Origin of the sequence: Trichocoleus sp. FACHB-46, assembly GCF_014695385.1 — a bacterium.
In the GTDB taxonomy this organism is placed as follows: Bacteria; Cyanobacteriota; Cyanobacteriia; order FACHB-46; family FACHB-46; genus Trichocoleus.
Window position 1 is genome coordinate 180598 of the sequence record NZ_JACJOD010000041.1, and the last position, 12891, is coordinate 193488.

At 48.0% G+C, this 12891-nt stretch carries 10 protein-coding genes; 8 read left to right on the plus strand and 2 right to left on the minus strand.

Annotation, left to right across the window (positions count from 1 at the left end):
* Positions 1 to 874 precede the first annotated feature (874 nt).
* The 7 genes from H6F72_RS24300 (at position 875) to H6F72_RS24330 (ending at position 7611) form a co-directional block, all read left to right on the plus strand.
* Entirely contained in the window at positions 875 to 2104 is a 1230-nt protein-coding gene (locus H6F72_RS24300; protein ID WP_199299270.1) for a helix-turn-helix domain-containing protein, read from the plus strand.
* A 292-nt stretch (positions 2105 to 2396) separates the two neighbouring features.
* The gene (locus H6F72_RS24305) at positions 2397 to 2636 is read left to right on the plus strand and encodes a hypothetical protein (RefSeq protein WP_190441807.1); all 240 of its coding nucleotides are present in this window, start codon (positions 2397 to 2399) and stop codon (positions 2634 to 2636) included.
* Between the two features lie 200 nt (positions 2637 to 2836).
* The gene (locus tag H6F72_RS30425; protein WP_242017103.1) at positions 2837 to 3238 is read left to right on the plus strand and encodes a hypothetical protein; all 402 of its coding nucleotides are present in this window, start codon (positions 2837 to 2839) and stop codon (positions 3236 to 3238) included.
* 104 nt (positions 3239 to 3342) lie between these two features.
* A complete protein-coding gene (locus H6F72_RS24315) occupies positions 3343 to 4080 on the plus strand; it encodes a DUF2993 domain-containing protein (RefSeq protein ID WP_190441809.1) in 738 nt (245 codons plus the stop codon).
* A 142-nt stretch (positions 4081 to 4222) separates the two neighbouring features.
* Positions 4223 to 4747, plus strand: a complete 525-nt coding sequence (locus H6F72_RS24320) for a DUF2231 domain-containing protein (protein WP_190441811.1) — start codon at positions 4223 to 4225, stop codon at positions 4745 to 4747.
* A gap of 395 nt (positions 4748 to 5142) precedes the next feature.
* Positions 5143 to 6483, plus strand: a complete 1341-nt coding sequence (locus tag H6F72_RS24325) for an ATP-binding protein (RefSeq protein ID WP_190441812.1) — start codon at positions 5143 to 5145, stop codon at positions 6481 to 6483.
* A gap of 72 nt (positions 6484 to 6555) precedes the next feature.
* A complete protein-coding gene (locus tag H6F72_RS24330) occupies positions 6556 to 7611 on the plus strand; it encodes a chemotaxis protein CheB (RefSeq protein ID WP_199299271.1) in 1056 nt (351 codons plus the stop codon).
* A 34-nt stretch (positions 7612 to 7645) separates the two neighbouring features.
* Here the strand turns inward: H6F72_RS24330 and H6F72_RS24335 are convergent, their stop codons facing one another.
* Positions 7646 to 8227, minus strand: a complete 582-nt coding sequence (locus H6F72_RS24335; RefSeq protein WP_190441813.1) for a hypothetical protein — start codon at positions 8225 to 8227, stop codon at positions 7646 to 7648.
* Positions 8228 to 8402: 175 nt separating this feature from the next.
* Here H6F72_RS24335 and H6F72_RS24340 point away from each other — a divergent pair, with 175 nt between their 5' ends.
* Entirely contained in the window at positions 8403 to 10262 is a 1860-nt protein-coding gene (locus H6F72_RS24340) for a CheR family methyltransferase (protein ID WP_190441814.1), read from the plus strand.
* Here the strand turns inward: H6F72_RS24340 and H6F72_RS24345 are convergent.
* Complete coding sequence (locus H6F72_RS24345) at positions 10214 to 12856, minus strand: MASE1 domain-containing protein (RefSeq protein ID WP_190441815.1); 2643 nt, start codon at positions 12854 to 12856, stop codon at positions 10214 to 10216. The genes H6F72_RS24340 and H6F72_RS24345 overlap by 49 nt on opposite strands.
* Positions 12857 to 12891 lie beyond the last annotated feature (35 nt).

Sequence of the window (12891 nt, forward strand, 5' to 3'; positions counted from 1 at the left end):
TACAGGAACGAACCGAATTGTGACGAAATCTATCGATGAGGAATCATCGGGCTTGCCAAAGCTGAATGAGACGTGAAGCTGAGACAAAAAGCTTGCCTGTGGAGCTACGGCAGCTACTAAATCTAATTAAAAGACTGAAAAAATTAAATATGCCAGTCCTAAATAATTGATGAAATTGGCGCATTGTCAGATTTATAGCGCTCAAATGGTCCTTTCACATATCAATTGAATTTGATATTAGGAACTAACAGAAGCTAAATGAGCAGTTGGTAAATTTTAAGATTTAAATGAAGGAAAATTAAAGGTAGGCCAGTAGCTCAAATATATCCAAATCCCCAAAGAGCTAGAAGATTTATTAATGAGCTTGCATCAATGCTTGTTACTAGATTTAAGTTTTGCCAAAGATTTCGCTCAGGTCAAAACCTAACCTAATATATCAGTTTTTAAGCTCGTTTTACCCGAGCTGCACCATCAAATTTTTAGTAATCTAAGCTACTAAGGAAGCTAGCGATTCTAGCTTTTACCTTACTTCCACCCTTAGGTAGACTTTAACGTAACGTAACTATGTAACTGCCTATACAGGCATCTGTTCAAGCCATGTTTTGTAAGGGTTTTAGCGTTTTCTATGCTTCGGCGATCGCCCCCGATTTAATGTTTTTTGTAACTTATGCGACGCAAAATTCCTCTTAGCTTACGGTAAAACCTAAATGTTTAAAGATTTTGCAAAACAACTTATTGCAACACCGTAAACTTTTGAATAATTCATCTTCTATTCTTAAGGTAACTAACGTAGATTTAAGTACTTTTGCAGTAGCTTTTGCCTACAGTTTCACTTTTTTGTAATTTAGCCCTAGTCCTGATTCAATTCGCCTTCATGACAGCCCAACCGCCTCCTATCGGTAAAGACTTGGACCTCAACAACGTGACGCTAGAAAAGTTGCTGCGCCACATGACCGGAATGAACGGGCGGCTGAGTCGTCTTTATGAAGCCGCTAATGTCTCTCCTGCCATCCCTATAGAGCTAGTGCCTACTGCTTTCAAGGAAGTGGGCATGGCTTCAGAGGAATTACAAGTTGCCATTGAAGAGTTGCAGCGGCAAAACAATGAGTTGGTAGGCCTACAACAGCAACTCGTTCAAGAGCGCGATCGCTACCGAGAACTGTTTGAGCTAGCTCCTGATGCTTACTTAATCACTACAACAGACGGCGTCGTTCGCGAAGCCAATCGAGCAGCGGCTTCCTTACTCAATGTGGCCCAGCGTTTTCTTATTGGCAAACCATTTCTGAGCTTTATTCCCCTAGAACAGCGGCTCCCGTGGCAGCGGAAAATGATGCAATTGCGGTCAATGGAGCGATCGCAAGACTGGGAATTACCCCTCCAGCCCCGCGAGGATAGCTGTGTCACAGTCAAAGCCACTGTTTCTGTTGTGCCCAATCTCGGACCCAGCCCAGAGGCCGAACCTTATTGCCTGCAATGGCTGATTCGTAGCCTACCAGCGGAACGCAATCCTGTTAAATCTCTCTTGGCAGGGCAAAGTCGTGGCTCCGTCGGGGATGCCTCCGTGCATAAGTACGTCAAAGGGGAACTTATTCCTTGTAAGGCAGATGCCATTTGGCAGGTTCAAGAAGGATTGGTGAAGTTAAGTACCTTCTCAGAAAATGGTGAAGAAGTGCTACTTGGCATAGCAGGCCCTTCAATGACTTTTGGCTCTGGCTTAACCTCGCTTCATGTCTACCAAGTAACAGCGCTTACAGATGAAGTGCAGTTAGGAGCGATTACTTGGCAGGAGATTGCTACCAAACCAGAACTCGCCCAATCTTTGCTCTCTGACATCAGCCAACGCCTACAACAAAGCGAAGCATTTTTAGCCGTAGCAGGACGGCGACGGGTCCAAGACCGCTTGGGTAGTTTTCTGCTTTTGTTGAAACAAGAAATAGGCCAGCCTGTGTCTAATGGAGTACGGATTCCAGTTCGGTTAACCCATGAAGACTTAGCCAATGCTTGCTGCACCACCCGCGTCACGGTAACGCGATTGCTAGGAAAACTACAACAACAAGGCAAAATCACTCTAGATCCAAAGCACTACATTATTTTGCACGACTAAAACTTCTAAGCTTCATTAGCTGACTTGATATATAGCTCATGTTTGGCGGCTGTTTCAGGCGGTTTTGAGGTAGGTTGCTTAGCGATGTAAATTTCGTCACTCCAGTAAATTATCTCTGTAGATATAAACCCCCAAGGGTCTAATCAGACCTCTTGGAGGAACACACCGAGTATCAGTTGCGGCTACAAACAAAGTATGCTCCTTTTCGTTACAGGATGTCAGGAGCAAATTGCCCAGGTTGTCGCTCAGTAAGTAGTTCTCTTCTACATAGCTAATTTGCAAGGAGAAGTTTATGCCAGGTCAAATATGTTGGTTATCCCTCACAGGTGGAGATGGGGAGAAAGTACTGCATTTACGCACCCATCCCAGCCAACCTTGGAAGCCTTATACTGCTTGTCCAGGTCTTGCAGTTAGTGACTACAACATTCCTGGTGGCTCTAAGGGCTGGGCGACTTACCAAAAACTGTTACGAGCAGGCTGGACTTTAGTCCCATCGGCGCAAGCAACGCAACAACTAGTGCCAGCTCAGTAAGATTTCAGCTTAAGACTAAGTTTTAGCTCATGCCTGATGTGCTGAAGATAACTTAGACAAATTGATCGAGCTATATGCGATCGCCCTATATTCACCCTATCACTCACACTCCTATCATCCACACTCCTATCACCCACAATCACTATTGAGTGTGGCTGCTGAATAATACCAACCTCAACCATAGAAAAACGGAGACGTTTATGACTGGTCGTCACTCCTCAATTTCAGGACGAGCGGAAGAGTCCGCAGGGGATTCTGGCCAAAAGCCAGTGGGGGCTTATACGAAGGAGCAGTACTTACAGAATTGCTCCGTGTTTGATCGCACTTGGGAGCAGGCGATCGCTAACTCGGTTGGTTTGCCTGATACAGGAGTCGGCTCAGCAGTTACGCAACCTCGATTTCACCTTAGTCAGCAAGTCTACTTTGTGGGTGGGCAAGGAACGGTGAAATATTGCCAACCTTATGCCCAGACTTGGGCCTACTTAGTAGAGATGGAACTTGGCCCCGAACCAGAGATGGGTCGGATTGGCAGCGAAGCAACGATTTTGCTGAATGAGGCAGAAATTTATGCTTCGGTGGATCTGTGTCTGGTCGTAAGTTAGATTATGCCTCCTTTCGTCTCTCTGTCGTGGTGTAGATACATGCACCGAAGACAATGGCCTAGAGTGAGGTCGAACAGTTCGAATTTTTTAAAGCAGCACTTAATATGCCAGATCTCGGAGAACAAGCCATCAGTAAGGTGGCAGAAGTAGGAATTTCTAGCCAGCTTGATGAAGTAGAAGAGATTAATGTTGATATCCGCACTGACCCCCTGAAGATGATGCAGGGGCAGGTGGATTCAGTGGCGATCGACGGCAAAGGGATGGTAATGCAGGAAGATCTGCGCATGGAAGAAATGCAGATCACCACTGGTAGCATTTCTATCAATCCTTTGAGTGCTGCTTTTGGCAAAATTGAATTACAGCGACCGACGGAAGCAGATGTTCATGTCGTTCTCACCGCAGAAGACATGAACCGCGCTTTTAACTCAGACTTTATTCGAGAGAAACTGCAAAACTTGCCCGTGACCATTGATGGTCAGCAAACGACCGTAAATGCTGAGCAAGTAGGATTTTGCATGCCGAGTGCTGGTAAATTTGCCATCAGTGCCAACGTGAAAGTAGCAAGCTCTGGTGAGAGCAAGCAAGTTGCTTTTACGGCCACTCCTAAGGTTGCGGATGGAGGCCAACGAATTGCTCTAGAAGATGTGGAGTACTCGGAAGGGGAAGGTTTATCTCCAGAACTCACCACTGCCTTGTTAGAGCAAGCAACCTCTTTATTAGATTTACGCAATTTTGCGTTAGAAGGCATGTCCCTGCGGTTAAAGCAGCTGAATGTGCAAGAGGGCCGCTTAACGCTAGAAGCCAATGCTCTTGTAGAGCAGTTTCCCTCCGGAGAGAGTTAAATAACCGAACTTGGCTAAACATCGCATCGTCTTCATTTTGGAGTCATGGGATGTTTAGCTGTTTTTACTAGTTGGATCATGTCTAAATTGTAAAAACAGTAAGATTTGAGTTATTAGTAGTTGAAACCTAAGGAGACCAATTATGGTTCAGACCCCCAATATTCCACCTATTATTGAAAGCGAAGAAAGCGACTATCGTGATAATGGCATCGTCAGTACTGTGGCGATCGCGGGCCATCCTTTGCATCCATTAATCGTAACTTTTCCGATCGCAGTTTTGGTTTTAGCCGCAGGCACAGATTTCGCCTACTGGCTGACCCAGGATGCTTTTTGGGCTAGAGCTTCTTTTTGGTTATTAGCCGTTGGTTTGGTCTCAGGTGTGGTAGCTGCAATCACCGGGATGCTGGACTTCCTGAAGATCGAGCGCGTTCGCAAGCGCACAGCAGGTTGGGCGCATATGTCTTTGAATGTGGCAGTGCTGTTACTCTCGATCGCTAACTTTGCATTGCGCTGGGGCAATACCACAGGTGCAATTTTACCAACGGGGATCATTATTTCAACGATTGTCGCAACGCTCTTAGGTCTTTCTGGTTGGTATGGAGCTGAACTCGTTTACCGCCATAAAATTGCTGTCATTGGTTATACTGATAGACAAAGCAGCACTTAGAATTGATTGAAGCTTTTTAAGCAGCTTAAAGTTTTCGTGGTAGGTAATATCGTAAGACGAGGGATAGGTTTTTACCTGTCCCTTTTTTGTGTTTTCTAATCATGTTTTACGTGGCTTTTCAGGTTATCTTTAAATGTTTTGCAAAGGAAATTTGAGATAAGCCTTCTATTTCCAATGATTTGAAAGTCTCTGCTTTAAGACTGAAAATCAAATTTCGGGATCTTATTATGATTGGGTGTATTAAATAATTTAGAAGCTAGTTGGCGTTTTGCTTGATTAATTCTTGTGGTTTCAGTAAACTACATGGCACTTGTATAAGTATTTCTCTCTACTAGCCGCCAGTTCTTTAAACTCAACTCTCTTTAAAAATAAATCCATTTTTTACCAAGGATCACATGAATGCCAAGTGCAACGAGAGCATGTTGGCTCAGCGACTTGAAGTAGTAACCCAACACGCTGAGAAACTAGTTGATAAGGCTCAGAACCTACTCGAGCAGCATCCAGAGATCCTGATCGAGTGTTTAACAGAACTCCAACTGGCTCTAGAAGAACTGCGCGTGGCCGAGGAGGAGTTGTGCCAGCAAAATGAAGAACTTCAGATAGCTCGGGCAGTCATAGAAATTGAGCGACAACGCTATCTAGACCTGTTTGAGTCTGCGCCCGATGGCTACTTGGTGACTGATCTCTATGGAGTTGTGCAAGAAGCCAATCAAGCCGCAGCTCGCCTACTCAATATTGACCCGATGTATCTGGTTGGTAAGCCGATTGCAAGTTTTGTCCCAGAAGAGGCTCGGCGTGGGTTTCGCTCTGTGGTTAATCAGCTACCCCAAATTAGCCGGGTGCAGGAGTGGGAAGTACAGCTGCAGGGCTGGAGGGGCGATCGCTTTGATGCAGCCTTGACCGTGGAAGCAGCTCGTTGCCCCTCTGATGGCAAAGCGATCGCCCTACGGTGGCTGGTGCGGGACATTACCAGCCGCAAGCAAGCTGAAGCAAAAATTCAGCAGTTACAAATGCAAAATCTCCACCTCGTCGAGGCTGATCGCCTAAAATCGCAGTTTATGGCGACGATGTCTCACGAACTCCGCACTCCGATGAATGCGATTCTGGGGTTTTCCGATTTGCTCTTGCGTCAGTTTGACCCAGGGCAACAGGGACAGCAACGAGCCATGCTGGAGTGCATTTTTAGAAATGGCAAACATCTGTTGGGCATGATTGAGGAAATCTTGGACTTCTCCAAGCTTGAAGAAAACCATTTAAAACTCAAGCTAGAAGTCCTAGATTTAGCTCAACTGGTACAGGCTACCGCAGCAGAAATGTCTGCTCTAGCTGAGGAAAAGCATCTGAAGTTCAAACTGCATGTGGCCCAACCCAATATTGCGATCGTCAACGACTCAGGCCGACTGCGGCAGATTTTAATCAATTTGGTTTCCAACGCAATTAAGTTCACTGACAGTGGCAGTGTCTATTTAGAAGTGCACGAGTTGTCGAGAGAGCGAATCGTGATTACCGTCAGTGATACGGGCATGGGCATTGATCCCGTCAACCAGGCGCATATTTTTGAAGCTTTTCGCCAATTAGATCAGTCGATCGCTCGACGACATAACGGCACAGGTTTGGGCCTCTCGATCACCAATGCTCTAGTGCAACTAATGCAAGGCAAAATTACAGTCGAGAGTCAGCTCGGGCGAGGCTCAACCTTTCGCGTAGAACTGCCGCGCCGCCTCAGCCTAGGCTAAAGCTGCCTGTAGGGGGACGAGCTTCTAGATATATTTTGATACTTTCGAAGTACCCCCTCATTTCAACTTACTTTGACTCAGGCTGCTAACCACAATGCTGATAGTAGTAAAGATCTAGCTATACCGTTTGCGATTGTGATCGGTGCCTCGGCGGGTGGGGTGGAAGCGCTTGTGCGACTGGTCAAAAAACTACCTGCAAATCTCTCAGCGGCAGTTTTTATAGTGGTGCACTTCCCGCCTTACGGTAAGAGTGTTTTACCTCAAATTCTCAACCGTTCTGGATCTTTGCGGGCTAAACATGCCGAAGATGGAGATGGCATTTTGCCAGGGCACATCTACGTTGCGCCCCCAGGCTACCATTTGCTACTCAGGCAAAATTCTATGTTTCTGAGTCATGGCCCCCGTGAGAACGGCCACCGACCTGCCATTGATCTGTTATTTCGCTCAGCCGCTAAAGCTTACCAATCGCGTGCCATTGGCGTAGTGCTATCCGGAGCTTTGGACGATGGCACCGTAGGTTTGGAGCTGATTAAATCCAAAGGTGGCATTGCGATCGCTCAAGACCCAAATGAAGCCGTATTCGATAGCATGCCTCGTAGTGCGATCGCGAATGTAGAGATAGATTATGTGTTGCCTGCTACCGATATCGCCTCCATTTTAACTAAGTTAGTGTCTAGCCCTCTGACAGAGAAACCTATGCCCCCCGATGAAACTCAGATCGAACAAGAAGCGGAGGTGGTTGCCGCAGATAAAGCTGCTTCAGAGCAGGGTGAGAATGCTAACAGAGCTTCAGCTGTCACTTGCCCGGAGTGTGGAGGTGTGCTTTGGGAAATCCGCAACGATAATTTGGTGCGCTTCCGCTGCCACGTGGGGCATGCTTACTCCCTGGATAGCTTAATCTCAGAGCAAGCCGATATGGTAGAACAAGCTCTCTGGGCCGCAGTTCGAGCCTTAGAAGAAAAAGCAGCCTTGGCGCGGCGGATGTCCTCTCATGCTCGCCAACAAAATTATGCTCACACCGAAAATCAGTTTCAGGAGCGGGCCCATGAGGCTGAGAAAAGCGCTAATTTATTGCGTCAAATTTTATTTCAAAGCTCCAGAAATTCAGAAGCCAACCAAGCCAGCTAAACGATAACCCGCTAGCTCGGCCCTCTTTCCTGCTTCATCCCTCCTGCTTTATCCTGCCTCTTTCCCTAATTCCCCCTCCTGCTTCCTGGCCATACAAACTCAGCGTCTGCTGCATCTCTCCCCAGATCTGCTCCTGCTCTTGCATGGCTTGTCGCACCTTTTCTTCTGCTTGGTAGGCTGTTTCCGCTGCATGTCTAGCTGCTTCTGCTGCTTCGCGTGCCACTTCGGCAGCTTGCCTCGCCTGTTCAGATGTTTTTCGTAAAGCTTCGGTCATTTGCCTTAGCTCTTCAGCCGTCTGCCGCAGTTCTTCATTAGTTTTCCGAGCCAGTTCCGCTTCTTGGCGTAAGGCTTCTCGGGCTTGCCTAACCACCTCTGCTTGATTGCGCCACTCTTCTACAGTTAATCGGTTGGTCTCATTCGCTTCGCGCTGTTCTTCTTGAGACTGCCGCAGTTCTTCATTAATCTGTCGCTGGTCTTCGGCAGTGTCTTGCGGGCCAGTTTGGGCTCGCCATCCCTGCTCTTTGCCAGCGGGCCATCCTGCTGCCAAGGAGTCTGCGCTGGTTGGCTCTTGTTGCATTGCGATCGCTGCTCCTCGCTGGGTGAGATCTCGCTCCACTGCCTGAGTTGCTTAGCAGGACTTCGGCACTATCTGTCAAAATTAGAAGCAGTAGGCTAAGCAGTAACGGTTAACTTGCAGACTTCGGTCTTACTTCCTTTATGATGCTGTGAACCATGCCAACTCAAAAAATTTGCCTTCAACAGCATCTTTCTTCGTGCTTCCATCTTAAGCCATGAACTATTCCAGCGAAAACTCAGAGTTTGAAGCGTTACTACAGTACATAAAGCAGAGCCGAGGCTTCGACTTTACAGGCTATAAACGCTCCAGCTTAATGCGCCGAGTAAGTAAGCGGATGCAAACGGTGGGCATTGAGAAGTACGACGATTATCTGGATTATTTAGAAGTCCATCCAGATGAGTTTAATTCGCTTTTTAATACGCTGTTGATCAACGTCACCTCATTCTTTCGCGATCGCCCGACTTGGGACTATATCGGCAGCACCATTATCCCTCGCATCCTGGCTGACAAAAAATCTGGCGACCCGATTCGGATTTGGAGCGCTGCTTGTGCTTCAGGTCAAGAAGCTTATACGATCGCGATCGTCATTGCCCAACTGATTGGGATAGAGCAATTTCGGGAGCGGGTAAAGATTTACGCCACCGATGTCGATGAGGAAGCGCTGAGCCAAGCTCGCCAAGCAATTTATCCAAAACGAGATTTGGAGGGCTTATCTCCAGAAGAGATCGAGCTGTTTTTTGAGCCCGTGGGCAACTTTTACGGTTTTCGGAAAGAATTACGGCGATCGGTCATTTTTGGCCGCCACGATTTAACCCAGGACGCTCCCATTTCTCGGGTTGATTTACTCATCTGCCGCAACGCCTTGATGTATTTTAATGCCGACACGCAGGCTCGAATTATTACTCGCTTTCACTTCGCCCTCCGAGATCACGCATTTTTGTGTTTGGGCAAAGCAGAAATGCTCCTTACCTATGCCAATACCTTCGCTCCAGTCGAACTGAAACGCCGGATCTTTACAAAAGTACCCAGATTAAATTCACGCGATCAGCTCCTGCCCATGAAAACAGGAAATAGTAGTACGAGTAGTGAGCCTGACAATAGCTATCACATTCAAAACGTCGCTTTCGATCGCGGTCCCCTAGCTTCTTTAGTCGTGAATGCTGAAGGTTTATTAACCTTGGTGAATGAACAAGCGCGGGTGCTATTTAACCTCACAACTCGTGATATTGGTCGGCCTTTACAAGACCTAGAAGTCTCTTACCGTCCCCTTGAGTTACGCTCTTGTATCAACCAAGTGTATAGTGAGCGTCGCCCCTTCAGCTTCAGAGACGTAGAATGGTTGGCTGCTCAAGGAGAAAAGGTATTTCTAGATGTCCGAATAGAACCCCTGCTAGATCAAGAAACCTACATCTTGGGCGTTAGCATTACCTTCACAGATGTCTCCCGCTACAAACGACTGCAAGGGGAGCTAGAGCATTCCAACCAAGAGTTAGAGACGGCCTATGAAGAGCTGCAATGTGCTAATGAAGAGCTAGAAACGACGAACGAGGAATTGCAATCCAGCAACGAAGAATTGGAAACGACGAACGAGGAATTGCAAGCCACCAACGAAGAGTTGGAGACCATGAATGAAGAGTTGCAAGCCACCAACGAAGAACTCTATACCGTCAATGACGAACTGCACCGCCGCGGCGATGAGCTGAATCAAGCAAATGCTTTTTTAGAATCTATTTTGAGCAGCTTGAAGGGCGGTGTGGTAGTGGTAGACCGAGACTTACATATTCAAATTTGGAACTATAGATCTGAGGACTTGTGGGGGTTACGCACTGGAGAAGCCTTGGGCCAAAACTTTTTGAATCTAGATATTGGTCTGCCTGTGGAGCAATTGAGACAATCAATGCGGGCTTGTCTCACAGCTGACACGACTAGCGCTACTGAAATCACGCTGGATGCCATCAATCGTCGTGGCAGACAGATTAAATGTCAGGTGAGCTGCGCCCCTTTATTGGGTATCACGAGCGAAGTTCAAGGCGTGATTTTGCTAATGGAAGACCGCAGCGAAGGAGAGTTGTAAACGGTTTCAGCCGTCAAACCTGCTAAGGCTGGCTTCGTCAGCGGTAAGACAAACCAGAACTTAGCACCTGTGCCAGGTACACTCTCCACCCCAACTCGGCCTCCATGAGCCGTAATAATTTGCCGACAAAGATAAAGTCCCAAACCGATTCCGGTCAAATGAGGATTGTCTAACCCCCGGACATAGAGCTTAAAGAGGCGATCGCAAACCTCTGGTCCCATGCCTACGCCGTTGTCCTCAACACTACAACGAATTTGTTGGTCTTCTACCGTCGCCTTCAAGGTCAGCTGCAAGCCAGGAGCATTGTGCTTTAGCGCATTAGTAATCAGGTTTTTGAAGACTTGCTCCAATTGTTGCGGGTCAGCAATCAGTGGCGGCAAATTGGCTGGCAAGAGATTGCAAACGGTTGCTTGGTTTCGCACCAACAACGGCTCCAAGTCTTCTAAAATGCCTTGCACCAAACCATCTAAGCGCACCGCCTCATAGGATAAAGCCATTGGTTGACTTTCACTCGTTTGGTCTTCCAGCAAGGAGTTGATCAAATTCAATTGGCGTTCGTTGCTTTGCACCATGCGATCCACCATCGATCGCATCACTGGCACTGAGTCTCCTGGCTTGTTCTGCAAGTTCTTCAAAATCAACGACATGCCCATAATCGAAGTGCGGACATCGTGAGAGAAAGCATGCAAGAAAATATCCTTGAAGTGGTTTAAGTCTTGCAGCTCCTGCATTTTTTGTTGCAGTTGAGCGGTGCGTTCTTCAACTTGAGACTCTAGGTTGGTGTTGAGCGCTTGTACTTGTTGGTAAAGCTGACCTTGCTGGATGGCGATCGCCACCTGAATCGCCAATTGTTCTAGCAAATTCACTTCAAAGGGTTGCCACTGGCGAGGATGCTCGCACTGATTCGCCACCAACACCCACACTTCATCGCCCAAAATAATCGGCACACCCAAGCTCGCTTTCACCTGATACTGCTGGTAAAAAGCAGCAATTTTCGGCGTTGACTGGCTCAGAGCTACATCATTGACCACACGGCTACAGCCTGAGGCAAATAAAGCTCGGAATTCTTGCACGCCTTCCTCGTCGTATTCCAAACACATCACCGAAGGCCAAGCATCACACACCGATTCCGCCAAAACATAGCCCTGCGCCTGATTGTCCAGATGACCAATATAAACACGGTCTGCCTGAAGAAAGTGCCGTACCTCAGTAACGGTGGTGTTGAGCACCTGATCTAGCTCGAGCGATCGCCTAATTTTGAGGGCAATTTCCGTCAGTAACTGAGTACTGCGGAGGGCTTCATGGACCTGCTCCGAAGCCGCTTGCAGTTGAATTTCTGTTTGTTTGCGCTCGGTAATGTCTTGGACCGTTCCCGTGACACTGTGGTCCGAAAAGGCGAGTTTCTCACACACCAGGCGCTCTGTGCCATCGGGGTACAAAATTCGATAATCAATTCGGCAGGGTTGGCGCTCCACCATTGCTTGTGCCAACGCTTGCTCAACACGATCGCGATCGTCAGGATGGATAGCTTGTAGCGCCTGATCCGGATCGGGAGGAAAGGTTTTGGGCACAAACCCCAGAATGCGATATAGCTCGTCGGACCACCGTAATTGCTGCTGGCCCCAATCTAAGTCCCAGTTACCGAGTTGAGCAATCCGCTGGGCATTGGCTAAGCTGGCTTCACTTTTCTGCAACAGCTCAGCAGTGGTTTGGCGCTCGCCCACAGCCCCAGCCAAAACCAAAGCGGTAGTCGTCACCACTCCCATAAAAGCTTGCAAAAACAGCACGGCTTGAGTCAGGTGCTCGGCCTTAGCGAAGAAAGGCCCATGCCCGTGAAACGCCTCAAAAATTGCAATGCCAGAGACCACCAAGCTAGCTAATACTGCCCCCGGCGGCCCAAAGCGCAGCGCCCCCCATACCACTAGAGGAAACGGTAAATATTCCAGCGGATAATGAGCGATCGCTGCTTGGGGCTCGGAGCCAAAAACAACCCAACTCACGACACACAAGAGACTTAACCAGACTGCTCCCTCAACCCGCTGCCCAGGCTTCTGAAACAAAGCTGGCCACTGGCGACAAATCAGCAATGCGGGTGTAGCGACCAAAATGCCCATACAGTCGCCCAACCAGAGCGTCCACCCGTTTTCCCAGGCTTGACTCCACTGCATCCAGCCCAGTGAACCCTCAATCAGGGTACTCCAAGTCGCATTAATCAGTGGGGCACACAGCGCAGCAACAATTAAGCCCCAGACATCTTGCAAACGGTCTAAGCTAGGCCGAAATCCTAAACGCCGCAGGGCGATCGCCGCTACCACTGCTTCTGCCACACTGCCCCAAGACGAAACAAAAGAATGACCCGCAGAGCCGCCCAAGGACTGCACCAGCAAGAAATCCCCTAGAATCACGCCTGGCCATAGCCATGATCCCCGTAATAAAAACGCAGCTAAGGCAATGCCTGCGGGAGGCCAGAGCGGTGTTGCATTGGCATTCAGCCCGATCATAGAAATCGAGATTTTAGCCGTGGCAAAGTATGCGATCGCCAATAGAGCGACCGAACACAAATATTGCAGAACTTGAGGACGCTTTAAGCGCATAGGTGCCAGCCAAAAAGCAAAGATAACGGGCAGGA

What these genes read in the sequence shown, in the direction of transcription:
- H6F72_RS24300 (WP_199299270.1), top strand. Translation starts at nt 875, where the DNA reads ATGACAGCCCAACCGCCTCCTATCGGTAAAGACTTGGACCTCAACAAC.
- H6F72_RS24305 (WP_190441807.1), top strand. Translation starts at nt 2,397, where the DNA reads ATGCCAGGTCAAATATGTTGGTTATCCCTCACAGGTGGAGATGGGGAG.
- H6F72_RS30425 (WP_242017103.1), top strand. Translation starts at nt 2,837, where the DNA reads ATGACTGGTCGTCACTCCTCAATTTCAGGACGAGCGGAAGAGTCCGCA.
- H6F72_RS24315 (WP_190441809.1), top strand. Translation starts at nt 3,343, where the DNA reads ATGCCAGATCTCGGAGAACAAGCCATCAGTAAGGTGGCAGAAGTAGGA.
- H6F72_RS24320 (WP_190441811.1), top strand. Translation starts at nt 4,223, where the DNA reads ATGGTTCAGACCCCCAATATTCCACCTATTATTGAAAGCGAAGAAAGC.
- H6F72_RS24325 (WP_190441812.1), top strand. Translation starts at nt 5,143, where the DNA reads ATGAATGCCAAGTGCAACGAGAGCATGTTGGCTCAGCGACTTGAAGTA.
- H6F72_RS24340 (WP_190441814.1), top strand. Translation starts at nt 8,403, where the DNA reads ATGAACTATTCCAGCGAAAACTCAGAGTTTGAAGCGTTACTACAGTAC.
- H6F72_RS24345 (WP_190441815.1), bottom strand. Translation starts at nt 12,856, where the DNA reads ATGCGCTTAAAGCGTCCTCAAGTTCTGCAATATTTGTGTTCGGTCGCT.